The organism is Bradyrhizobium sp. (assembly GCF_030646015.1).
GTDB lineage: Bacteria > Pseudomonadota > Alphaproteobacteria > Rhizobiales > Xanthobacteraceae > Bradyrhizobium.
The window spans coordinates 22,172-43,724 of record NZ_JAUSLT010000005.1 but is presented as its reverse complement, the minus strand read 5'-3'; the positions used below and the strand labels follow the sequence as shown (position 1 = coordinate 43,724).

The window sequence follows — 21,553 nt, the reverse complement described above, 5'->3', positions numbered from 1 at the left end:
TCATCCATGAAACAGGCCTTCGAACGCATCGGCGCGCGATTTCGACACGCCTCTCGGAACGTGGCCAGCTTCTATGCAAAGCGTTTAATATTGGTTGAGCAATTGGAAAAGAACGGGCTCAACAAAGAGATAAGACGGCTTCGTTGAAGCCGGGGGCATGCGTAAACCGTTGGTTAACCATGTTTGCGCGTCAGCGCCCTGATATCTGCGCACATTCCGATCGCAAACCGGCAGCCCCCCTCGAATCACGTGCAGGGCATGTCGGCGGAAATACGTGCTGACGCTCAGGAGGCGGTCACGACCACCGCTTCGCCCTCGGGGGCGAGCACCACGTTCAACCCGCAGGCCTGCGCCAGCAGCCGCGTATAATAAGGCTGCACCGCGTGCGCATCGATGCTGGAGGCCGACCCCGAACTCAGCATGTCCGCGATATTCTGCGGCATGCGGGCGTTGAGCCCGGCGGCGGCGACGCGAAAGCCCATAGCTTCGCCCTCGCCGACCTGATCGACCGTCAGCACCCCGCCACGCGGGATGGTCTGCTGCGCAATCACCATCATGTTCAGGAGCAGCTTGACCCGGTTCTTCGGCAGCAGCACCCGCGGCAAATTCCACGTGATCTTGGTCTTGGCGTCCTCGAGGTGACCGCGCGCCATGGCCTGCGCATCGCCGAGGTCGATCTGGGCGCCCGCCGATCCGGCCGCTCCGAACGCCAGGCGACAGAACTGCAACCGCGCGGAGGCGGTCTTGGCGCTCTTGCGGATCAAATCGAGCGCAAATTCGCGATCTTCCGGCTTCGGATTGTCGTCGAGGACCTCAAGCCCGTTGACGATGGCGCCGACCGGACTGATCAGATCATGGCAAACCCGCGAACACAGCAGCGCCGCCAGTTCGAGGGCGTCGGGGGCGGGACCGGGAGTCGTGGTGCCAGACATAAGGTGTTCCCTGGGGAATTCCGTGACAGACGCGGACACGGCGAATCACGCATGCTTGCTGGCTTGATACACTGCGGACGCGCGTGCTGCCACCACAAGGCGGCTCGGCTGGAAAGACGGAACTGTAGATGAGACCCGCCCAAAAAAACCGATCGAGCAATCGCCCGAGAAATTGCCCGAGAAATCGCCATGAATGAGGCACGTTCGTCAGGACCGACGATCGATCGCGAGGCCGCAGCCGCGCTGATGGGGCCCCTGACCGAGCTGGTGGTCCGGGCCGGCGCCGCCATTCTCGCCGTCAACCGGCCCGCGATGAAGATCGACGGCAAGCTCGACGGATCGCCGGTAACGGAGGCGGATCTCACCGCCGACCGAATCATCGGCGAGGGCCTGGCAAGACTGGCTCCTGACATACCGGCGCTGTCGGAGGAACGCGTCCATCTGGCGAAACCGCCCTATGAGGGCAGTTTCTTCCTGATCGATCCGCTGGATGGCACCAAGGAATTTGTCGCCGGCCGCAACGAATTCACGGTCAATCTCGCGCTGGTGAGCAACGGTACGCCGCTACTCGGCATTATCGGCGCGCCGGCGCTCGGATTGATCTGGCGTGGCATCGTCGGGCGCGGGGCGGAGCGGCTGGCCGTGGACGACAAGTCGCTGGGAGCGGCCGAACCGATCCGAACCCGCAAGCATCCTGCGCCCGGCGCCCCCTGGATCGTTGCCGTCAGCCGCTCGCATGGCGACAGCAGGACGGAAGCCTTTATTGCGGCGAGGCCCGGCGCGGTTCGCCAGATGCTGGGATCGGCGGTGAAATTGGGCCGGGTGGCGGAAGGCGGGGCAGACATCTATCCCCGCCTCGCCCCGACCAGCGAATGGGATGTCGCCGCGGGACACGCCGTCGTCACCGCGGCCGGCGGCAAGATCACCGATAGCCGGGGCGCGGCCTTGCAATTCGGCAGCGGGCGGGAAGGCTTTATCGTGCCGGAATTCATCGCCTGGGGCGACCCGGCGGCGGCAATGGCGGCTACTTAGGGCAATGGAGTTGCGGCGTACTCCACCTCTCTCATCGGGAGAGGTCGGCGCGCAGCGCCGGGTGAGGGGTTAAGGGCCAACGATAGAACAAACCCCTCACCCGAATTGCTTCGCAATTCGACCTCTCTCTCCAAATGGGAGAGGTGAAGAGAGACCGCCCTACCGCGCCAGACCCCGTTCCAGCGCCGGCCAGCGCGCCCTGGCCTCGCGCAGGATGCCCGCCGGATCGGCGGCAAAGGCGTCCCGGTGTTGCTCCCGGCCGAACAGATAAAGCCGCTGCCCCACCACCAGCCATAACCGGGGGGTGCCGCCATAGGTGATGCCGCGGGCCAGATCGACCGGATCGTAGCCGCCGAACTGAGGGCCGTAGATCTCGGGATGGGCGACGAACGAAGCGCGATTGCCTTCGTTGCGGAAACGCCAGACCGCTCCGGCCTGCGACGCCTCGAACTCCGGCCGGCCGGGTTCGGCACGGGCGTCGACGAAATAGGCGACGGGGTCATATCCCTCGATGGCGAGACCGCTGTAACGGTTCACGATCACCCGCTCGGTGGTCTGGGCCACGGCCGCCGAAGGAAGGCCGGCCAGGACGGCCAGCAAGCCGATCAAGGCTATTCCGGGGCGAAGGCCCGTTCCGGGGCCGCTGCCATTTCTTTCCTGCCGTTCTGCCGTCATAGTTGGTGCCGATAACATCCGAGTCGGGGGACACTGGACGCAACCTAAAGCCGTGCCTGTTGGCATCAGGTTAAGGCGGCGGCCGGGATTCGATACCCAGGGGTTCTTTTATGATTTTCGCATCACGCCTTGCCGCGGTGACGCTCGCCGCGCTGATGTGCTGGACCGTGCCCGCTTCCGCGCAGCAGCTGCCACCACCGCAGCCGCAGCCACAGCAGGCGCCGCCGCCGCAATTGCCGCCGCCGCGGCGGCAGCCCACGCCCAGCACCTATGGGCCGGACGAACTGGTCAACGCCGGCCACAAGTTCTTCGGCAACGTCTCGCGCGGGCTTGCTTCCGTGATCGAGCGCGCGGTGAGCCAATGGGGCCTGCCGAACGGCTATGTTCTCGGCGAGGAAGGCTCGGGCGCCTTCGTCGCGGGCCTGAGATACGGCGAAGGCACGCTCTATACCAAGAACGCCGGCGATCTGAAGGTCTACTGGCAGGGACCGTCGGTCGGCTTCGACTGGGGCGGCGACGGCGCGCGCACCATGACGCTGGTCTACAACCTGCCTGCGACCAACGCGATCTATCAGCGCTTTGGCGGTATCGACGGCTCCGCCTACATCATCGGCGGCTTCGGCATGACCGCGCTGACTGCCAACAACATCGTGCTGGTGCCGATCCGCTCCGGTATCGGCCTGCGGCTTGGCGCCAATATCGGCTATCTGAAATATACCCCGCGGGCGACATGGAACCCGTTCTGACGCCCACATAACAGGGCATCGGCCATTCTGGTTACGGATTCACGTTAACGCGGCATTAGGCTGGCGTTTACCCTGTGCCCCATGGCATTGTGAGAAATCGTTTTTCTCGGTTTTTTTCTCGCAGGGGTACCCTCATGATCGAACCGATCATGTATCTGGCGATCGGTTTTCTGGTCTCGATGCTGTTCGGGCTGATGATCGTGCCGCTGGTTCATAACCGCGCGGTGCGGCTGACGACCCGGCGGCTGGAGGCGGCGACGCCGCTGTCGATGGCCGAGATCCAGGCCGACAAGGACCAGCTGCGCGCGGAATTCGCGATGTCGGCGCGGCGGCTCGAGATGAGCGTCGACCAGCTCAAGAACAAGACCACCAGCCAGCTCGCCGAACTCGGCAAGAAATCCGATGCGATCAACCGCATGAAGCTCGAGCTTGGCGAAAAGAACGCCACGATCTTTTCGCTCGAGGCGCGCGAAAAGGCGGTCAAGGAACAGCTGCGCGCGACCGAAGAGGAATTCACCGCCAAGACCGAGTCGCTGCGCGACGCCGAGCAGGCGCTCAAGGACAAGCAGCTCGAGCTTGTAAAACTCAACGCCGAATTGTCGGACCGTTCGATGACGGCCGACACCCGTCAGGTCGAGCTGGTGACGGTGCGCGCCCAGGTCGACGCGCTCCGAAGCCGCGTCGGCGAAGCCGAACAGGATTTTTCCGCCACGCAAATCCGGCTCGAACAGGAACGCAGCGATTTCGAGAAGGCGACGCGCGAACTCCTCGAGGCGCGCAGCCGGGTCGAAAATCTGAGCCAGCGAGTCACCGATCTCGACCGCCAGCTGATCCTGCAGGTCAAGGAAGCCGAAATGCTCGGCAACCGCGTCAACGATCTGGAAGCGCGGCTAGCCACCCAGGGCAAGCTGCTGGCCGAGCGCGATTTCGAGAACAACCAGCTGCGCCAGGCCAAGGAAACCGCCGAGGCCACCGCGTCGGCGCTGCAGGTCGAACTCGCCGCCGCCAACAGCGGCAGGGGGCCGGCGCTGGAAAAGCTGAAGGCCGAGAAAGCCGCGGTCGAGGAACAGCTTCGTGTCGCACGCGACGAACGCGCCAAGCTGCAGCGCGACATCAACGCGATCCAGCAGCAGGCCGAGAGTTCATGGGCGACCGAGCGGATGGAAAATGCGCTGCTTCGCGAGCGCATCAACGATATCGCCGCCGAGGTGGCAAAACTCGCGATGCAGCTGGAGGGTCCGAATTCGCCGATCGAGGCCATGCTGGCCGCGGAACCGGCGCCGCCGCCGAGGGCCGCAAAGCCCGCCAATGGCGCCAGCACCAATACCGGCGTCTCCGAAGGCGGCGGCACGCTGGCCGAGCGGATCCGGGCGCTGCAGTCCCACGCCTCCCGCGCCCGCCAGCCGGGCTGATCATTCCCGCTCGGATTCGACCGATTAGCTTGACACCGGTACCCCGCCCTTCGTAAATCGCGGGCTCTGACGGCGTGATTGTTTCGATCCGACGCCGGTTTGCTGGCCTTTGATTCTACACGACAATCCCGGACGCATAGCTCAGCGGGAGAGCGTTCCCTTCACACGGGAGAGGTCCAAGGTTCGATCCCTTGTGCGTCCACCATGACCCGCTTGCTTGCCTGAATGCCGACCAGTTTGCGCGAACCGATTGCCGGATTGTGCCGATGACCCCTCAGAAGCTGATCGTCTGGATTATCAGCCTGACCGGAGGCGCGATCGGGCTGTTTGCGCCGGTTGGCGTGGTCAAATGGCTGCTGCAGACCGAGCCGGACGAAGCCGGCATCCTGACCCTGTTCCTGATTCCGGTCTGGTGCCTGCTGGTGGTTCTCGGCCTCTTGACCGGCCGCAGGCTGGGGATGCTCGCAACCGGCGGCAAGCGGATGGTGCAGAGATAGCGGGCGTCCGATCGGACGCGACCCCGGAGCGGGGCTCAGCGCAAGCACGTCGTCGCTATCAAATTCCGAGAATCCAGACCGCGATGACGGTGCCGAGCACGGCCAGACCGGAAATCGTCCAGCCCGTCGCGTAAACCGCACCATCGGTCTCCGGCCTGTCCACCATTGTATCGTGCCAGTGGGTCATCAACGCCTCCTGGGGTTGGCCTCTGGTGGTTAAGTCTGCGCCAGCGGCCCAAGGTTCAAACGGAAACAACCGTTCCCACGATAACCGCGGCGGCAGCCGCGGGTTCCCGGACCAGCGACGCATCCCTGCCCGACCGCGGCGCCAAGACGTCTGTCGCGCTGCAGCACGGCAGGTGCAGCGGGATCGGATCATTGAGCACCCAGCCATCCGGCGAAAATTTGCGTGGGCGTGCCGCGTCTGGCTCTTGCGCCCTGCGCCCGCGTGCTGGCCTGTGGTGGGGCCGGGAACAGGGTCCGCTCGCGCAGCGTGACTTCACCCGCACTCAGCAGGCCGTCGCCTGTCAGCCAACGTGGAGCCGCCGTGAGCAGGAAGACCCTCCGAATAGCCACCTGGAATATTGCGTCGAACAGGAACTACGATGCGGTGGCGGCAAAGCTTGCGGAACTGGACGTCGATGTATGTGCGTTGCAGGAGGTGGCGATCGATCCGGCGGTCGGCCTGCCGGTGCTGTTCGGTCACGGGCAAGGAAGCGCATCCGGCTATTGCTGGCATTTCGCGCCCGCCCTGATGCCCGCAGAGGTGTACCACGGAACGGGACAATATTTCGGACTCGCGATCGCATCCCGAATCCCGTTGTCGCGAACGGCCATGTTCCAGCTGGGTCCGCCGGGCACCGGTTCGGTCGTCCATGTAGAGAATGAGCCCCGCATCCTGCAGGTCGCGGCGCTGCCGCTGGAGCGGCCGGTGTTCATCGGCAATACCCATCTCGCCACCGCCGGCGATTGGGAATTGTCCGCCATGCGGCGATCGCAAGCCGGAAAAGTCGCCGGCATGCTGCGACCGCTGGCAACGCAGGGGCCGGTGATCCTGTGCGGTGATTTCAACGCAGGCCCGTCGAGCAGCGATCTCGTGGCGATCAAGGAGGCGTTGCCCTATTTCCATTCGAGCGACCGGGGGACTTTCGCCGAGGAGTTTGGCCGGCCACCGATCGATTTTTTCTGCTCGTCCATCGCGCTGGACGTCAGGATCTCCGTTTTCCCCCCGGACGGCCTGTCGGACCACAGCATCGTTGTCGCGACCCTCAACGATGTCGCGAGCGGCGCATCAGCCGCGCTTCGCCCTGCGCACCCGTCGTTCGAATGATGTTCAACGACGGTCGAGCCACGCGGGCAATTCGGCCGGCGAGTCGAGCAGCACATCGGCATGCGGCGCCAGCATCGCAGATGACGCGGGGCCGGTCAGGACGCCTATGGCGATAGCGCCCGCGGCGCGGGCGGCGGCGAGGTCGAGCACCGAATCGCCGACGACGGCGGTTTCCGAAACAGGCACGCCAACCGCCTGCGCGAAGGCGAGAACCGGCCCGGCGTCCGGCTTGGCGCCGAAGCCGGAATCATACCCCGCAACGAACTCCAGAACGTTATCCAGTTTGAGCTTGCGCAAGTGAGCGCGTGCGGTCATTTCGGCGTCATTGGTGAGCAATCCGAGGCGATAGCCCCGGGCGGCGAGCCCCGTCAGCAGCGCCCTGGGATCGCCGATCGCTGCCAGATGCCGGGTGGTCGCATCGCCCAGCAGCCGGTCGATCTCGGCAAGGAACGCGGCACTCGCAGGCCGCCCGAGCGCCGCAGCCCACAGCGCGCCATAGACGCCGGTGGGCTCGGCGATCAGCGGAGAGTCCGGCATGAAGCGCCGGTCGGCTTCGACAAAACGGCTCACCGCCACCAGGCGATCCCAGGCGGCGCGATCGCCGCCCGCGAGATGCTGCATGACCTCGTGGACCGCCGGACCGAAGGTGCGCTGGAAGTCGACGAGGGTGCCGTCCTTGTCGAACAGGATCGCCCGGATGGGTCGGACCTTGCAGGAATGCGTCATGTGCGAGGGCTCTTGCCGGGACGACGCGGCCGTACGGCTACTTTCCTTGCCGCACCTGTAGCGCCGGCTTGGTCACGCCGTCCAGTCCCGCCAGCCAAATCAAGCGGCCGCTTGACGCTTGCCGAGTTCTTCCTCGCCGACCGTGCCGACGAACATCACGTCGCCCACCGTCGCAATCTCGTTCGCACACGATGAAAAGCCCCGCCAAGTCGCCGGGGCTGTTGAGCGGCTCGCGAATAAAAGCGGCCCGCCGAAGCGGGCCGCTTTTCTGCGAGTTACGTGTCGCTATCGCTGCGCTGATCGTGCGGCTCCTTGGGATTGCTGCCGCCCTTGCCGGGAGCCTGGCTCTGCTGTCCGGGCTTCTGACCGCCGCCTTGCTGCTGGCCGGGTTTCTGACCCGGCGTCTGGCCTTGCTGGCCGGGCTGGTTTTGATTGGTCATGTTTTTTCCTTTCCTTGGGAACATCGACACAACGTCCCAGCGACTCCGTCGTTCCTGACAAAGAAAATGCGATCTGGGGCGCACCATGCGACGCGCTGACGGGCATGCGCCGAGTTCCGCTTTCACCATCCGAACACACAAGCAACGACCAATGAACAAGCAGGAACCGAGGCGCGTCGTTGGCGCATCGAGCTGACGCGGGGCAGCATCCAAGTTTCGTCGTATGACCGACTGCGGGCAGACAGGGCCTGCCCGCTGAAAATAGACACTTCTGCAATCGACTAGAGCAAGGGCGGAAACATGGACCATGCAGACCGGTGCCGAACCCAGGCTGACGAATGCCATCGTCTGATGCTGCTGTCGCAAAGCGGGGCCGAAGCCACCATCCTGACCAGCCTGACCCGCAGCTGGAAGATGATTGCCAACCAGACCGACCGATACGTCGCGATCATGAAGAAGGAAGCCGCCCGGAAGGGACAAGGACTTCATGAGAGACAAGGTCGCCCTGAGAGGCAAGGTCGCCCTGAACGACAAGGAGGTCTTGGCCGGATCCGTTCGTTGCGGCAACCCGCATCGCCGATTGACCATGGAAGTGCGGGAACATCCACCAGCACGGCGCCCGGAAGACATCGCTAGCACTTCCCGGCAACCGCTTCCGCGCTCACGCCAACCCGGCATCCTTCAACCGCCCCGCGAGCCACACCGACCGCGCCTGGTCGATCACGCCGCCGACATAGACATCGGAGACGACACTCTTCTTGCCCAGCACGAGATACACCCCGATCGCGTAGGCGAACCACAGATGCGGATCGGTCAATGCCTGCAGCTTGTGCCGGTCGTGTTCCGACGGCTGGTGATTGGAGGTCTTCCGAACTTCGATCGCGAGCAGGTTGTTGGGGATCTCGCGCTGATGCACGACGATATCGGGGTAAACCGACTTTCCGAGTTCATCGTCGGTCGAGACGATCGCGCCGTGCGGCAGCCGCAGCCTGCGTTCGCCGAGCCGGTTGTAATCGCAATCGACCTCCCATCCCGAAAACTGCTTTTCGAGATAGACCGCCAGCCGGTGCGTCAGCGTACGCTCGCCGAGATCCTTCTCGAACAGGAAGGTCTCGCGGGCATAAAATTCCTGCAGCGCCGTTACAACCTTGTTCAGCTCGGTCTGCATGTGGCCTCCGAAATGAACATTCCGTCATTGCAAGGAGCGTAGCGACGAAGCAATCCATGAACAATATGCCCATTCTATGGATTGCTTCGCTGCGCTCGCGATGACGATCTTGTTGTTCGCACGAGCGGATAGCAGGCCGCCCTCTAGATCTGCACTTCGATCAGCCGCGGCCCCTGCTCGGCGATGCCTTCCGCCAACGCCTTGTTGAACTCGTCCGCCGTGGTGACGGCGCGGCCGGGAACGCCCATGCCCTTGGCGAGCGCGACCCAGTCGAGCGCGGGGCGGTCGATCTTCAGCATGTCCAGGGCGCGCTGGCCCGGCTCGCCGGCGCCGACGCCGTCGAACTCGCCGCGCAGGATCTGGTAGATCCGGTTGGCGAACACGATGGTCAGAACATTGAGGCCCTCGCGGGCCTGGGTCCACAGCGATTGCAGCGTGTACATCGCGCTGCCGTCGCCGACCATGCAGATCACCTTGCGGTCCGGGCAGGCGATCGCGGCCCCGGTCGCCACCGGCGTCGAATATCCAATGGAGCCGCCCAGATTCTGGATCCAGTCGTGCGGGGCGGCGCCCGCCGTCAGCGGGAAGAACCCACGCCCGGTCGTGACGGATTCGTCGACCATGATCGCGTTTTCCGGAACCGCCAGCGCGATCGCCTGGGCGATCGACATATGGTTCAAGGCGCCGGTCGGTTTTATCAATTCGACCGTGGCCTGCGGCTTCACATCCGCCGGCTTGGCCCCCAGCGCCGAGGCCAGCGCCTCCAGGGCCGCCACCGAGTTCTCGCCGCTTTCGGTCATGCGATGGACCTCGCAACCCTCGGGCTTCAGCAGGCTCGGCTTGTTCGGATAGGCGAAGAACGCCACGGGATCGTTGGCCTCGACCAGCACGATGTGGCGAAAACCCTTCAGCGCCGCTTGCGCCAGTTCGATCACGTAAGGCACGCGCTCGATCGAAAACCGCCCGCGCCCGCGCGCCATCCTCGGACTGGCCAGCGGGCCCATCACCTTGCAGCCGGTCTTGCCGGCGATTTGCGCCGCCAGCGCCAGCCCCTTCTCGGTGACGGCACTGCCTGTGATCAACAGCAAGGTCTGCTCGCCGCCGCGCAGCACCCGGGCCGCGTGCTCGACGGCCCCAGGGGAGTAGCTCTGGCGCTGCGGCTCCACCGGCACCTGCGCCACGCCGTCGGCCTCGTTCCAGGCGGTGTCGGCGGGCAGGATCAGCGTCGCGATCTGCGGCGGCGCGCCCATCGCGCCCCTGGCTGCGGCAATGGCGGCGGCGCCGTCACGGGCGACCGATTTCGCGTCCGGCGAGGTGCGCACCCAGGACGACATCGGCCGCGCCAGGCCTTCGATATCCGAGGTCAGCGGCGCATTATATTCGATGTGGTAGGTCGCATGCTGGCCGACGATATTGACGACGCCGGAATTGGCCTTCTTGGCGTTGTGCAGATTGGCGAGGCCATTGGCGAGGCCGGGTCCGAGATGCAGCAGCGTCGAAGCCGGCGAGCCCTTCATGCGGAAATAGCCGTCGGCCGCGCCTGTCACCACGCCCTCGAACAGGCCGAGTACGCAGCGCATGCCCTCGACCCGGTCGAGGGCTGCGACAAAATGCATCTCCGAGGTGCCGGGATTGGCGAAGCAGACGTCCACGCCACCCGCGACCAGCGTCCGCACCAGGCTTTCCGCACCATTCATTCGATCTGCTCCCGTTCGCTTCGTTTCTTGAGTATCTGCTTGAAGATCAATCATTCCCAGCGTGTTTCGTCAAAGGGTCCACGGACATTGCAGCCATCGCCTGACGCCGCGGTGTTATTTCGGTAACGGAAACCTGCGAAATTCAGGCGCTCACAGGCTCGTTGCTTGCGAAATCGCCCCAGTTATGGCCTGACTCGGAGCGAAACCGATTTTGCCGAAGAGGAAGATTATGATCAGGGCTTTTACTTTGCTGCTTGCGGCGGTGACATTGCTGGCCGGCGCCGGTCACGCCGGGGCCCAGGGCCTGTTCGACGACACGCGCGATATCATGGGCGGCGGACCCAATTTCAGGATGGGCGGCGGCTCGAGCCCGATCCGACGACAGACGGTCAATTTTTCGGGCCAGTACGCCCCCGGCACGATCTACATCAACACCGCCGAGAGGCGGCTTTATCTTGTTACGGGCAACGGCCAGGCGCTGGCTTACGGCATCGGCGTCGGCCGCGACGGCTTCCGCTGGTCGGGTACCCACCGCATCACCGCGAAGAAGGAATGGCCGAGCTGGACGCCGCCCGCGCAGATGCTGAGGCGGCGGCCCGATCTGCCGCGCCACATGGTCGGCGGCGTCGACAATCCGCTGGGCGCACGGGCGATGTATCTGGGCTCGACGCTCTATCGCATCCATGGATCGAACGAGCCGGAAACGATCGGCCAGGCGGTATCCTCGGGCTGCTTCCGCATGACCAATGAAGACGTCACCGATCTCTATAGCCGCGTCTCCGTCGGCACCCCGGTGATCGTGAAAAACTAGGCGCTGCGGCGGCGGGGAAACTCGCCGCCGGAATACCACGTCAACGCGATCGTGCATTGCGTGCACGTCCCGATTGCGGCAGCGTCGTTGCCATGAACCGATCTCTCCACCGGCGAATGTTGGCGATCGCTCTGGCTGCGGTCGCGTACGATGCCGTGGTATGGCCGGCGTTTGCGGTGGCTGAAATTCCGGCGATCGCATCGCGGCAACGCACGGAAAAGAAGACCTTCACCGACGGCGAGATCATCGACGGTTTCCTCAAGACCGCGTTCGGCGCCGAATATCATCTCGCCGGCCGCGTCGACCGCATCCGGAAATATCAGGTACCCGTGCGGGTGCTCGCAGACGGCAACCGCACGGATCGCAAGGCGCAACTGGCGAAGATCGTCACGGACATCGCGCTGCGGGTCCAGCACCTCGACATCGCCATGGCCGAGGGCGGCGAGGAGGCCAACGTCATCGTCAAGCTGGTGCGTGATCGCGACCTCAATCGCACCATCACGAAATTCTACGGCAGCGCGCGGGCCCGCGAGATCCGCGGTTCGCTCGATCCGCAATGCCTGTCCGGCTTTCGCAAGAACGAGAAATTCGAGATCGAGCGCTCCGACGTGATCCTGACCGTCGACAATGGCGAGTTCACCTTCTTCGATTGCGCCTATGAGGAGCTGCTGCAGTCGCTCGGACCGATCAACGATACAATGAGCGTGCCCTGGACCATGTTCAACGACAATGTGTCGATGGGATTCTTCGACATCTACGATCAGTACATCCTCAACATGCTCTACGACCCGCGCATCAAGGCCGGCATGACGGTCGCGGAGGTCAAGGAAGTGCTGCCCGCAGTGCTCGTCGATGTGCGCATTTGGGTGAAGAAGGTGAACAGTCTGGCGGAGTAGCTACCGTCATTGCGAGCGTAGCGAAGCAATCCATCTCGCCCCAAGAAGGAAGAATGGATTGCTTCGCTGAGCCTGTCATCGGGCGCGCGTTCGCGCGACCCGTTGGCTCGCGATGACGGCTGATAGGCCTTCACCAGACCTCTACGCCGATTTTTCGAACAGCTCCCGTCCGATCAGCATGCGGCGGATTTCGCTGGTGCCGGCGCCGATCTCGTAGAGCTTGGCGTCCCGCAGCAGCCGGCCGGTCGGATAGTCGTTGATGTAGCCGTTGCCGCCGAGCAGCTGGATGGCGTCGAGCGCGCATTGCGTCGCCTTCTCCGCGGCGTAGAGGATCGCGCCGGCGGCGTCCTCTCGCGTCGTCTCGCCCCGGTCGCAGGCCTTCGCCACCGCATAGACGTAGGCGCGCGAGGCGTTCATCGTGGTGTACATGTCGGCGATCTTGCCCTGCACCAGCTGGAAGGTGCCGATCGGCTGGCCGAACTGCTTGCGCTCGTGAATGTAGGGCAACACCACATCCATGCAGGCCTGCATGATGCCGATCGGGCCCGCCGCCAGCACCGCGCGCTCGTAATCGAGGCCGGACATCAGCACGGTGACGCCGCGTCCGACCTCGCTGAGCACGTTCTCCTCCGGCACTTCGCAATTGTCGAACACCAGTTCGCAGGTGTCGGAGCCGCGCATGCCGAGCTTGTCGAGTTTCTGCGCGGTGGAAAATCCCTTCATGCCCTTTTCGATGATGAAGGCGGTGATACCGCGCGAACCCGCCGCGGCGTCGGTCTTGGCATAGACCACCAGCGTGTCGGCGACCGGACCGTTGGTGATCCACATCTTGCTGCCGTTGATGACGAAGCGGTCGCCCTTTTTCTCGGCGCGCGTCGCCATCGACACCACGTCGGAGCCGGCGCCCGGCTCCGACATCGCCAATGAGCCGACATGCTCGCCCGAGATCAGTTTCGGCAGATATTTCCGCTTCTGCGCCTCATTGCCGTTGCGGCGGATCTGGTTGACGCAGAGGTTCGAATGCGCGCCATAGGACAGGCCGACCGCAGCCGACGCCCGCGAGATTTCCTCGACTGCGATGCAGTGCTCGAGATAGCCGAGCCCGCTTCCGCCATATTCCTCCTCGACGGTGATCCCGTGGAGGCCGAGCGCGCCGATTTTTGGCCACAGGTCACGCGGAAATTCGTTGCTCTTGTCGATCTCGGCGGCGCGCGGCGCGACCTCCTTGCTGGAGAAAGACTGAACGGTTTCGCGAATCGCATCCGCGGTTTCGCCGAGATCGAAGTTGAACATCCGTTGCGCGTTGGGAATCATGGTCCGGCGGCCTCCAGGTCAATGACGGCTTGTTGTGCACAGCCTTATTCTTTGCGGATGAGCTTGTCACGGGCCTAAAGCGCCGGGAAGAGGGCCTGGCCGGGTCGGTGCTTTCATGCGGCCGAAGGCGCCAAACTCGCCCTTGCCATGCAGCGCGCGACGGGCTGTAATTCGCCCCAAATGACGCCCTCCGGAAATTAACCACGGAGGGGAAACGAGGAGACGTCCGATGCACGGAACCATCGATCTTGCCGTGGATTCCCATCAGAAGGCCGCCGCCGACAAGGCCTGGTCCATGCCGCTCGACGATATCGACGTCAGCCAGCCCGAATTGTTCAGGACCGATTCCTTCTGGCCGTATTTCGACCGGCTGCGCAGGGAAGCCCCGGTGCATTACTGCAAGGACAGCATGTTCGGGCCGTACTGGTCGGTGACCAAATACAACGACATCATGGACATCGAGACCAATCATTCGGTGTTCTCGTCGGCGGCTTCGCTCGGTGGCATCACCATCCGCGACGTTCCGCCTGATTTTCGGCGCGAGAGCTTTATCGCCATGGACCAGCCGCGCCACTCGGCGCAGCGCAAGACCGTGGCGCCGATGTTTACGCCGACGCATCTCGACCAGCTCGCGATCAACATCCGCAAGCGGTCGGCCGAATGCCTCGACAACCTGCCCAGGAACGAGGTGTTCGACTGGGTCGACAAGGTCTCGGTCGAACTGACCACGCAGATGCTCGCCGTGCTGTTCGACTTTCCTTGGGAGGACCGCCGCAAACTGACGCGGTGGTCCGACATCGCCACCACGCTTCCCGGCCCCGACGGCCTGGTCGCCACCGAAGAAGACCGCCAGGTCGAACTGCTGGAATGCGCGACCTATTTTGCAAGGCTCTGGAAGGAGCGCGTCAACCAGCCGCCGAAGAGCGACCTGCTGTCGATGATGGCGCATAGCGACGCCACGCGCGACATGGATCCGAAGAACTTCCTCGGCAATTTGATCCTCCTGATCGTCGGCGGCAACGACACCACCCGCAACACTCTGTCGGGCAGCATCTATGCCTTGAGCAAGAATCCGGAACAGTACAGCAAGCTGCGCGCCAATCCCGAACTGATCGACAGCTTCGTGCCGGAAGTGATCCGCTGGCAGACGCCGCTGGCGCATATGCGCCGGACCGCGCTCGACGACTTCGAGTTCCGCGGCCAGCAGATCAGGAAAGGCGACAAGGTCGTGATGTGGTACGTCTCGGGCAACCGCGACGACGAGGTGATCGACCGTCCCTACGAGTTCATGATCGACCGGGCGCGACCGCGTACCCACATCTCCTTCGGCTTCGGGATTCACCGCTGCGTCGGGATCCGGCTGGCCGAGCTGCAATTGAAGATCATCTGGGAGGAAATCCTCAAGCGCTTCGACAATATTGAGGTGGTCGGCGAGCCCAAGCGGGTGTATTCCAGCTTCGTCAAAGGCTACGAAACCCTGCCGGTGCGCATTACCCCTGACACTTCGACATCCATTTGGGATCGGTCACGATGAACATCCAGACAGCAGTGAGAGCCGACAAGGCCGAGCTTCAACGCCTGGCGCGCGAAGAAGCCTATTCCACGCCACTGAAGGATTTTCACCCGGGCGCGCCGCGGCTGTTCCAGAACGATACGCTGTGGCCCTGGTTCGAGCGGCTGCGCAAGGAAGAGCCGGTGCATTACTGCACCAACTCGCCGATCGAACCCTATTGGTCGGTCACCAAGTACAACGACATCATGCATGTCGACACCAACCACGGCATTCTCTCGTCGGACGCGGCATTCGGCGGCATCAATATCCGCGACGCGCCGGTCGGCTATGACTGGCCGAGCTTCATCGCGATGGACCAGCCCAGGCATTCGGCGCAACGCAAGACGGTGTCGCCGATGTTCACGCCGACGCATCTGGACGAACTCGCCAAGCTCATTCGCGCGCGCAGCATCAAGGTGCTGGACAATCTGCCGCGCAACGAGACCTTCAATTTCGTCGAGCGGGTCTCGATCGAGCTGACCACGCAGATGCTGGCAACGCTGTTTGATTTTCCGTTCGAGGAACGTCGCAAGCTGACGCGCTGGTCGGATGTCGCTACGGCGCTGCCGAAGAGCGGTGTGGTGAGTTCGCCGGAGCAGCGCCGCCAGGAAATGGACGAATGCCGGGCGTACTTCGCCAATCTCTGGAACGAGCGCGTCAACTCCGAGCCGCGCAACGACCTGCTCTCGATGATGGCGCACAGCGACGCCACCAGGCACATGGACCCCGACAATCTGATGGGCAACATCGTCCTGTTGATCGTCGGCGGCAACGACACCACCCGCAACACCATGAGCGGCTCGGTGCTGGCATTGCACGAGCACCCCGAGCAGTATCAGAAGCTGCGCGACAATCCGGCGCTGATCGACAGCATGGTGCCGGAAGTGATCCGCTGGCAGACCCCGCTGGCCCATATGCGGCGTACCGCGCTGGTCGATACCGAGATCGGCGGTAAGCACATCAGGAAGGGCGACCGCGTCGTGATGTGGTACGTCTCCGGCAACCGCGACGAGGAGGGTATCGACAATCCCAACGAATTCATCATCGATCGCGCCCGGCCCCGCACCCACCTGTCGTTCGGCTTCGGCATCCACCGCTGCGTCGGCATGCGGCTCGCCGAACTGCAGCTCAAGATCGTGTGGGAGGAGATGCTGAAGCGCTTCGACAGGATCGAGGTGGTCGGCGAGCCGAAGCGGGTCTATTCCAGCTTCGTCAGGGGCATCGAGTCGCTGCCGGTACGCATACCCGCATGAATTTGCCGGCCTTGATCGCCGGCTCCGACCAGCCTATCCACGGCGCAGGGTTTTAACCGCGCCGCGGGCTGCTACGCGCCCTCGATTCCCACCAGCCGAGTTCAGATGACCGCCACCGAGCCACCAGACGAATTTGCCGACATCCGCGATGCCGTCGCCAAGCTATGCGCCCAGTTTCCCGGCGAATACTGGCGCAAGCTCGACCGCGAGATGGCCTACCCCTCCGCCTTCGTCGATGCGCTGACCGAGGCCGGCTATCTCTCGGTGCTGATTCCCGAGGAATATGGCGGCGCCGGCCTGAAGCTGTCGGCCGCGGCTGCGATCCTCGAGGAAATCCAGCGCGCCGGCTGCAACGGCGGCGGCTGCCATGCCCAGATGTACACCATGGGCACCCTGCTGCGGCACGGCAGCGACGAGCAGAAGGCCAGGTACCTGCCGAAGGTCGCCACCGGCGAGCTGCGGCTGCAGGCCTTCGGCGTCACCGAGCCGACCAGCGGCACCGACACCTCGTCCCTGAAGACCTTTGCCAAACGCGACGGCAATGGCGATTACATCGTCAACGGCCAGAAGATCTGGACCAGCCGGGCCGAATATTCCGACCTGATGATCCTCTTGGCGCGCACCACGCCGAAGGATGAGGCCAAGAAGCGCACCGACGGCCTCTCGGTGTTCATCGTCGACATGAAAGCGGCAAAAGGCAACGGGCTCACCATCAGCCCGATCCGCACCATGATGAACCACGCCACCACGGAAGTGTTCTTCACCGACCTGCGGGTGCCGGCCGAAAACCTGATCGGCGAGGAAGGCAAGGGGTTTCGTTACATCCTGTCCGGCATGAATGCCGAGCGCATCCTGATCGCGTCGGAATGCATCGGCGACGCCAAATGGTTCATCGCCAAGGCCACCGCCTATGCACGTGAGCGCGTCGTGTTCGGCCGCCCGATCGGCCAGAACCAGGGCATCCAGTTTCCAATCGCCAAATCCTATGCGGCGATGCGCGCCGCCGAACTGATGGTGAAGGAAGCGACCCGCAAATACGAAGCCGGGCTCGATTGCGGCGCCGAGGCCAACATGGCCAAGATGCTGGCGGCCGATGCCTCCTGGGAAGCGGCCAACGCCTGCGTGCAGACGTTTGGCGGTTTTGCCTTCGCCGAGGAATACGACGTCGAACGCAAGTTTCGTGAGACCCGGCTCTATCAGGTGGCGCCGATCTCGACCAATCTCATTCTGTCCTATGTCGCCGAACACGTGCTCGGCATGCCCCGCTCCTATTGAGAAGTCAAAACATGCTGCCGCTTGAGGGACTGACCGTCATTGCCGTCGAACAGGCGGTCGCCGCCCCGTTCTGCAGTTCGCGGCTGGCGGATGCCGGCGCCCATGTCATCAAGGTGGAACGGCCGGAAGGCGATTTTGCCCGCGGCTACGATGCCGCGGCCAAGGGACAGAGCAGCTATTTTGTATGGCTCAACCGCGGCAAGGATTCTGCTGTAATCGATCTCGCGACCAAAGAGGGACGCGCCAGCCTGGAAGCGCTGATCGCCGGCGCCGACGTGCTGCTGCAGAATCTGAAACCGGGCTCGATGGACAAGCTCGGCTTCTCGCTGGAACGTCTGCGAAAAGAATACCCAAAACTGATCTGCTGCACCATTTCCGGCTATGGCGACGATGGCCCCTACGCCGATCGCAAGGCCTATGATCTGCTGATCCAGGCCGAGAGCGGACTGGCATCGATCACCGGCGGCCCGGAGGGACCGTCGCGGGTCGGCATTTCCGTGGTCGACATCGCCACCGGCGCCACCGCGCATGCCGCCATTCTCGAAGCCCTGATCGCGCGCGGACGCACGGGCACGGGCGCCGACATCCGCATTTCAATGTTCGACGTGATGGCCGACTGGCTGGCGGTGCCGCTGCTCAATTCGGAGGCCGGCAATCCGCCGAAACGGATGGCGCTGGCGCATCCCTCGATCGCGCCCTACGGGGTCTTCCAGTCGAAGGACGGCAAGGGAATCCTGATCTCGATCCAGAGCGAGCGCGAATGGAAGAAGCTCTGCGCCGAGGTGCTGGATCAGCCTGATCTGCCGAACGATCCCCGCTTCGCCAGCATGGTCGAGCGCGTCCGCAATCGACAGCTCACCGATCAGGCGGTCGGCGACAGTTTTGCCAGGATGTCACGCGTCGATCTTTTGAAGCGCCTGGCCAACTCCGACATTGCTTTTGCCGAGGTCAACACCATGGCCGATCTCGCCGTGCATCCGCATCTGCGCCGCATCGAGGTCGATACGCCGAATGGCAAGGTGACCTATGCCGCGCCCGCCGCGATCTTCATCGGCGAGCCGCGCCACTACGGCGCGGTGCCGGGCATCGGCGACACCCCTTCGACCGCCAAAGCTCCTCACCTCCGGGCCAAATCGTGATGACGGAAAAACTCGATCTCGATCATTTGCGTGGCTGGATCGGAAAGACCACGGAGGCTTCCGACATCGTCACCGCGCAACTCGTAAAGGGCCTGCGCGCCACCCTGTTCCAGGATATCGGCGAGCCCGGGAACGGCGATGCCGCGCCATGGACGGTGCATTGGTGCCTGGCGCAGCCGGTGTTTCCGATGTCGGAACTCGGCCCGGACGGTCATCCCACTCGCGGCGGCTTCCTGCCGCCGGTGCCGTTGCCGCGCCGGATGTGGGCCGGCGGCGAACTGGAATTTTTCGAGCCGCTGCGCGTTGGCGACGAGGCCAAGCGGACCTCGCGGATATCGGATGTCACGATGAAGACCGGCAGCACCGGCGTGCTGTGCTTCGTCTCGGTCGAGCACCTGATCACGACGCCGCGCGGCACCGCGATCCGCGAACGGCAGGACATCGTCTATCGCGACATGTCGACGACGCAGCCGGCGGCGCCCGCCAAGGCGCCCCCGCCGCCGCCCGTTGCAAAGCATCGCGAAAGCCACATGGCCGATCCCGTGCTGCTGTTTCGCTATTCGGCGCTGACTTTCAACGGCCACCGCATTCACTACGACCGCGATTACGTCACCAGGGTCGAGGGTTATCCGGGCCTCGTATTCCATGGTCCGATGCAGGCGGCCTTCATCGTCGAACTCGCGGCAAAGCTTCACGGCGGCACCGCGCCAAAGAAATTCAGCTATCGCGGCGTGCAGCCGCTGTTCGAAGGCAGCGAGTTCTCGGTCAACGCCAACGAGACCGGCGCCGGCATGGAATTGTGGACCGCGAATTCGCAGGGACAGCCGACCATGAAGGGGACGGCGACGTGGTGAAGCACGTCATTGCGAGCGAAGCGAAGCAATCCATGTATCGGTATAGGAAGTATGGATTGCTTCGTCGCATCCGCCTTCGCCCGAAGGCGGGCTTCGGCGGACAAGAGCGCTCCTCGCAATGACGTTGAGGCATTTCGCGTTATTCCTAATTTAAGGACACCACATTGTCCCGCAAGCCAGCCAAAACCACATCGGCATCCGTCACCGTCAAGCACGCCACGCTCGATCTATTGCGATCTTTCGGCATCAAAAAAGTGTTCGGCAATCCCGGCTCGACCGAATTGCCGTTTCTCGCGGACTGGCCTGACGATATCGACTACGTGCTGGGCTTGCAGGAAGCATCCGTGATCGGCATGGCCGACGGCTACGCGCAGGCCACCCGCAATGCCGGTTTTGTCAATCTGCATTCTGGCGCCGGGGTCGGGCATGCGCTCGGCAACATCTTCACCGCCCATCGCAACCAGACCCCGCTGGTGATCACCGCCGGGCAGCAGGCGCGCAGCATCCTGCCGCTGCAACCATTTCTCTATGCCGAGCGCGCCTCCGAATTTCCGCGTCCCTATGTCAAATATTCGGTCGAGCCGGCGCGGGCCGAAGACGTCCCCGCCGCGATCGCGCGCGCCTATTACGTGGCGATGCAGCCGCCCTGTGGTCCCACCTTCGTCTCGGTGCCGATCGACGACTGGACCCATCCAACCCAGCCCATTGAGGCCCGCAGCGTCAGCCGCGAACTCGGTCCCGACGTCAACGCGATGCAGGCACTTGCCGCGGCGCTCTCCGCCAGCAAGCGCCCTGCCCTCGTCGTCGGTCCCGGCGTCGACCGCGCCGAAGCCGTCGACCTGATGGTGCGCGTCGCGGAAAAGACCAGGGCATCGGTCTGGATCAGTCCGTTTTCGGCGCGCTGCAGTTTCCCGGAGCGGCATCCGCAACTCGCAGGCTTCCTGCATGCGTCGCCGGGCCAGTTGTCCGACGCGCTGCGCGATCATGATCTGGTGCTCGTGATCGGCGCGCCGGTCTTTACCTTCCATGTCGAAGGCCATGCCTCGATCTTCGACGGCGCTACCACGATCTTCCAGATCACCGACGATTCCGATGCGGCGGCGGTAACGCCCTTCGGCACCAGCATCGTCGCGACCATGAGGCCGGCGCTGGCGATGCTGCTCGAATTGCTGCCCGAGACAAAGCGTGCGATTCCGGCGGGCCGCGTGTTACCGCCGGCGCCGAGCGCGGGCGATCCGATACCGGTCGAATACCTGCTGCACGCGCTGTCGTCGGCGATGCCCGATGACGCCGTGCTGGTGGAGGAAGCCCCGTCACACCGTCCGGCGATGCAGAAATTCATGCCGATGCGCGGCCAGGACAGTTTTTGCACCATGGCGAGCGGCGGTCTTGGCTTTGGCCTGCCCGCCGCCGTCGGCATGGCGCTCGCCCGTCCCGGTGTGAGAACCGTCTGCCTGATCGGCGACGGCTCGGCGATGTATTCGATCCAGGCGCTGTGGACAGCGGCACAACGCAAGCTGCCGCTGACCGTCGTGGTCATCAATAATCTGGGCTACGGCGCGATGCGCTCGTTCAGCCAGGTGATGCAGGTGCGCAACGTGCCCGGCCTCGATCTGCCCGGCATCGACTTTGTGAAGATCGCTGAGGGCATGGGTTGCGACGCAATACGGGTCAGCACATCGGCCGCCCTGGCGCCGGCGCTGCAGCGCGGTCTCGCGCATGATGGCGTCAGCCTGATCGAGGTGATGGTGGATTCGGCGGTGCCGCTGCTTTATGCGAAGAAGAACTGACGAAGGTGCATCGC

The 21,553-nt window shown here is 63.9% G+C and carries 21 protein-coding genes and 1 tRNA gene; 14 read left to right on the top strand and 8 right to left on the bottom strand.

Annotation, left to right across the window (positions count from 1 at the left end; all coding sequences use genetic code 11):
- Positions 1-284 precede the first annotated feature (284 nt).
- Entirely contained in the window at positions 285-932 is a 648-nt protein-coding gene (gene chpT, locus Q7T45_RS00580; protein WP_304743092.1) for a histidine phosphotransferase ChpT, read from the bottom strand.
- A 189-nt stretch (positions 933-1,121) separates the two neighbouring features.
- Between chpT and Q7T45_RS00575 the strand changes: the two genes are divergently transcribed.
- Entirely contained in the window at positions 1,122-1,964 is an 843-nt protein-coding gene (locus Q7T45_RS00575) for a 3'(2'),5'-bisphosphate nucleotidase CysQ (protein ID WP_304866023.1), read from the top strand.
- 159 nt (positions 1,965-2,123) lie between these two features.
- On the opposite strand, the gene Q7T45_RS00570 is transcribed toward Q7T45_RS00575, so the two are convergent.
- Positions 2,124-2,639: a YHS domain-containing (seleno)protein gene (locus Q7T45_RS00570; RefSeq protein WP_304866020.1), complete on the bottom strand. Its 516-nt coding sequence runs from the start codon at positions 2,637-2,639 to the stop codon at positions 2,124-2,126.
- Positions 2,640-2,749: 110 nt separating this feature from the next.
- On the opposite strand from Q7T45_RS00570, the gene Q7T45_RS00565 reads away from it, so the two are divergent.
- The 4 genes from Q7T45_RS00565 (at position 2,750) to Q7T45_RS00550 (ending at position 5,294) form a co-directional block, all read left to right on the top strand.
- The gene (locus tag Q7T45_RS00565; RefSeq protein ID WP_304866017.1) at positions 2,750-3,385 is read left to right on the top strand and encodes a DUF1134 domain-containing protein; all 636 of its coding nucleotides are present in this window, start codon (positions 2,750-2,752) and stop codon (positions 3,383-3,385) included.
- Positions 3,386-3,519: 134 nt separating this feature from the next.
- On the top strand, positions 3,520-4,797 hold the full coding sequence (locus tag Q7T45_RS00560; protein ID WP_304866014.1) for a hypothetical protein: 1,278 nt from the start codon (positions 3,520-3,522) through the stop codon (positions 4,795-4,797).
- Positions 4,798-4,927: 130 nt separating this feature from the next.
- Positions 4,928-5,002: transfer RNA gene (locus Q7T45_RS00555), tRNA-Val, on the top strand.
- A 61-nt stretch (positions 5,003-5,063) separates the two neighbouring features.
- Complete coding sequence (locus Q7T45_RS00550; RefSeq protein WP_304742720.1) at positions 5,064-5,294, top strand: hypothetical protein; 231 nt, start codon at positions 5,064-5,066, stop codon at positions 5,292-5,294.
- 58 nt (positions 5,295-5,352) lie between these two features.
- On the opposite strand, the gene Q7T45_RS00545 is transcribed toward Q7T45_RS00550, so the two are convergent.
- A complete protein-coding gene (locus tag Q7T45_RS00545) occupies positions 5,353-5,481 on the bottom strand; it encodes a hypothetical protein (protein WP_304742721.1) in 129 nt (42 codons plus the stop codon).
- Positions 5,482-5,703: 222 nt separating this feature from the next.
- Here Q7T45_RS00545 and Q7T45_RS00540 point away from each other — a divergent pair, with 222 nt between their 5' ends.
- Complete coding sequence (locus tag Q7T45_RS00540; protein WP_304866010.1) at positions 5,704-6,624, top strand: endonuclease/exonuclease/phosphatase family protein; 921 nt, start codon at positions 5,704-5,706, stop codon at positions 6,622-6,624.
- Positions 6,625-6,627: 3 nt separating this feature from the next.
- Here Q7T45_RS00540 and Q7T45_RS00535 read toward each other — a convergent pair whose 3' ends face one another.
- From Q7T45_RS00535 to Q7T45_RS00520, 4 genes are all read right to left on the bottom strand, one after another.
- Positions 6,628-7,350, bottom strand: coding sequence for an HAD family hydrolase (locus Q7T45_RS00535; protein WP_304866007.1), 723 nt, complete (start codon positions 7,348-7,350; stop codon positions 6,628-6,630).
- A gap of 275 nt (positions 7,351-7,625) precedes the next feature.
- Positions 7,626-7,790 (bottom strand): hypothetical protein, encoded by a 165-nt coding sequence (locus Q7T45_RS00530; protein ID WP_304866004.1) that lies wholly within the window; start codon positions 7,788-7,790, stop codon positions 7,626-7,628.
- Positions 7,791-8,451: 661 nt separating this feature from the next.
- Positions 8,452-8,958 (bottom strand): hypothetical protein, encoded by a 507-nt coding sequence (locus tag Q7T45_RS00525; protein ID WP_304866002.1) that lies wholly within the window; start codon positions 8,956-8,958, stop codon positions 8,452-8,454.
- Between the two features lie 143 nt (positions 8,959-9,101).
- The gene (locus Q7T45_RS00520; protein ID WP_304866000.1) at positions 9,102-10,655 is read right to left on the bottom strand and encodes an acetolactate synthase large subunit; all 1,554 of its coding nucleotides are present in this window, start codon (positions 10,653-10,655) and stop codon (positions 9,102-9,104) included.
- A gap of 229 nt (positions 10,656-10,884) precedes the next feature.
- Between Q7T45_RS00520 and Q7T45_RS00515 the strand changes: the two genes are divergently transcribed.
- Positions 10,885-11,466: a L,D-transpeptidase gene (locus Q7T45_RS00515; RefSeq protein ID WP_304865998.1), complete on the top strand. Its 582-nt coding sequence runs from the start codon at positions 10,885-10,887 to the stop codon at positions 11,464-11,466.
- A gap of 116 nt (positions 11,467-11,582) precedes the next feature.
- Positions 11,583-12,362 (top strand): DUF2927 domain-containing protein, encoded by a 780-nt coding sequence (locus tag Q7T45_RS00510; protein WP_304865996.1) that lies wholly within the window; start codon positions 11,583-11,585, stop codon positions 12,360-12,362.
- 141 nt (positions 12,363-12,503) lie between these two features.
- On the opposite strand, the gene Q7T45_RS00505 is transcribed toward Q7T45_RS00510, so the two are convergent.
- Positions 12,504-13,676 carry an isovaleryl-CoA dehydrogenase gene (locus Q7T45_RS00505; protein ID WP_304865994.1) on the bottom strand — a complete coding sequence of 391 codons (1,173 nt, stop codon included), beginning with the start codon at positions 13,674-13,676 and terminating at the stop codon, positions 12,504-12,506.
- A gap of 229 nt (positions 13,677-13,905) precedes the next feature.
- Between Q7T45_RS00505 and Q7T45_RS00500 the strand changes: the two genes are divergently transcribed.
- The 6 genes from Q7T45_RS00500 to mdlC all read left to right on the top strand — a co-directional run bounded on the left by Q7T45_RS00500 (position 13,906) and on the right by mdlC (position 21,539).
- The gene (locus tag Q7T45_RS00500) at positions 13,906-15,210 is read left to right on the top strand and encodes a cytochrome P450 (protein WP_304865991.1); all 1,305 of its coding nucleotides are present in this window, start codon (positions 13,906-13,908) and stop codon (positions 15,208-15,210) included.
- Complete coding sequence (locus Q7T45_RS00495; protein WP_304865988.1) at positions 15,207-16,481, top strand: cytochrome P450; 1,275 nt, start codon at positions 15,207-15,209, stop codon at positions 16,479-16,481. Before Q7T45_RS00500 ends, Q7T45_RS00495 begins: the two co-directional genes overlap by 4 nt.
- Before the next feature lie 105 nt (positions 16,482-16,586).
- On the top strand, positions 16,587-17,756 hold the full coding sequence (locus tag Q7T45_RS00490; protein ID WP_304865984.1) for an acyl-CoA dehydrogenase family protein: 1,170 nt from the start codon (positions 16,587-16,589) through the stop codon (positions 17,754-17,756).
- 11 nt (positions 17,757-17,767) lie between these two features.
- Positions 17,768-18,895, top strand: coding sequence for a CaiB/BaiF CoA-transferase family protein (locus Q7T45_RS00485; RefSeq protein ID WP_304865981.1), 1,128 nt, complete (start codon positions 17,768-17,770; stop codon positions 18,893-18,895).
- Positions 18,895-19,749: a MaoC family dehydratase N-terminal domain-containing protein gene (locus tag Q7T45_RS00480; protein ID WP_304865978.1), complete on the top strand. Its 855-nt coding sequence runs from the start codon at positions 18,895-18,897 to the stop codon at positions 19,747-19,749. The genes Q7T45_RS00485 and Q7T45_RS00480 overlap by 1 nt, the downstream gene beginning before the upstream one ends.
- 164 nt (positions 19,750-19,913) lie before the next feature.
- On the top strand, positions 19,914-21,539 hold the full coding sequence (gene mdlC / locus Q7T45_RS00475) for a benzoylformate decarboxylase (protein ID WP_304865975.1): 1,626 nt from the start codon (positions 19,914-19,916) through the stop codon (positions 21,537-21,539).
- Positions 21,540-21,553: the final 14 nt, after the last annotated feature.

What these genes read in the sequence shown, in the direction of transcription:
- Q7T45_RS00480 (WP_304865978.1), top strand. Translation starts at nt 18,895, where the DNA reads ATGACGGAAAAACTCGATCTCGATCATTTGCGTGGCTGGATCGGAAAG.
- Q7T45_RS00550 (WP_304742720.1), top strand. Translation starts at nt 5,064, where the DNA reads ATGACCCCTCAGAAGCTGATCGTCTGGATTATCAGCCTGACCGGAGGC.
- Q7T45_RS00520 (WP_304866000.1), bottom strand. Translation starts at nt 10,655, where the DNA reads ATGAATGGTGCGGAAAGCCTGGTGCGGACGCTGGTCGCGGGTGGCGTG.
- Q7T45_RS00485 (WP_304865981.1), top strand. Translation starts at nt 17,768, where the DNA reads ATGCTGCCGCTTGAGGGACTGACCGTCATTGCCGTCGAACAGGCGGTC.
- Q7T45_RS00535 (WP_304866007.1), bottom strand. Translation starts at nt 7,350, where the DNA reads ATGACGCATTCCTGCAAGGTCCGACCCATCCGGGCGATCCTGTTCGAC.
- Q7T45_RS00525 (WP_304866002.1), bottom strand. Translation starts at nt 8,958, where the DNA reads ATGCAGACCGAGCTGAACAAGGTTGTAACGGCGCTGCAGGAATTTTAT.
- Q7T45_RS00515 (WP_304865998.1), top strand. Translation starts at nt 10,885, where the DNA reads ATGATCAGGGCTTTTACTTTGCTGCTTGCGGCGGTGACATTGCTGGCC.
- Q7T45_RS00505 (WP_304865994.1), bottom strand. Translation starts at nt 13,676, where the DNA reads ATGATTCCCAACGCGCAACGGATGTTCAACTTCGATCTCGGCGAAACC.
- Q7T45_RS00545 (WP_304742721.1), bottom strand. Translation starts at nt 5,481, where the DNA reads ATGACCCACTGGCACGATACAATGGTGGACAGGCCGGAGACCGATGGT.
- Q7T45_RS00530 (WP_304866004.1), bottom strand. Translation starts at nt 7,790, where the DNA reads ATGACCAATCAAAACCAGCCCGGCCAGCAAGGCCAGACGCCGGGTCAG.
- Q7T45_RS00570 (WP_304866020.1), bottom strand. Translation starts at nt 2,639, where the DNA reads ATGACGGCAGAACGGCAGGAAAGAAATGGCAGCGGCCCCGGAACGGGC.
- Q7T45_RS00510 (WP_304865996.1), top strand. Translation starts at nt 11,583, where the DNA reads ATGTTGGCGATCGCTCTGGCTGCGGTCGCGTACGATGCCGTGGTATGG.
- Q7T45_RS00565 (WP_304866017.1), top strand. Translation starts at nt 2,750, where the DNA reads ATGATTTTCGCATCACGCCTTGCCGCGGTGACGCTCGCCGCGCTGATG.
- Q7T45_RS00575 (WP_304866023.1), top strand. Translation starts at nt 1,122, where the DNA reads ATGAATGAGGCACGTTCGTCAGGACCGACGATCGATCGCGAGGCCGCA.
- Q7T45_RS00495 (WP_304865988.1), top strand. Translation starts at nt 15,207, where the DNA reads ATGAACATCCAGACAGCAGTGAGAGCCGACAAGGCCGAGCTTCAACGC.
- Q7T45_RS00500 (WP_304865991.1), top strand. Translation starts at nt 13,906, where the DNA reads ATGCACGGAACCATCGATCTTGCCGTGGATTCCCATCAGAAGGCCGCC.
- Q7T45_RS00560 (WP_304866014.1), top strand. Translation starts at nt 3,520, where the DNA reads ATGATCGAACCGATCATGTATCTGGCGATCGGTTTTCTGGTCTCGATG.
- Q7T45_RS00490 (WP_304865984.1), top strand. Translation starts at nt 16,587, where the DNA reads ATGACCGCCACCGAGCCACCAGACGAATTTGCCGACATCCGCGATGCC.
- chpT (WP_304743092.1), bottom strand. Translation starts at nt 932, where the DNA reads ATGTCTGGCACCACGACTCCCGGTCCCGCCCCCGACGCCCTCGAACTG.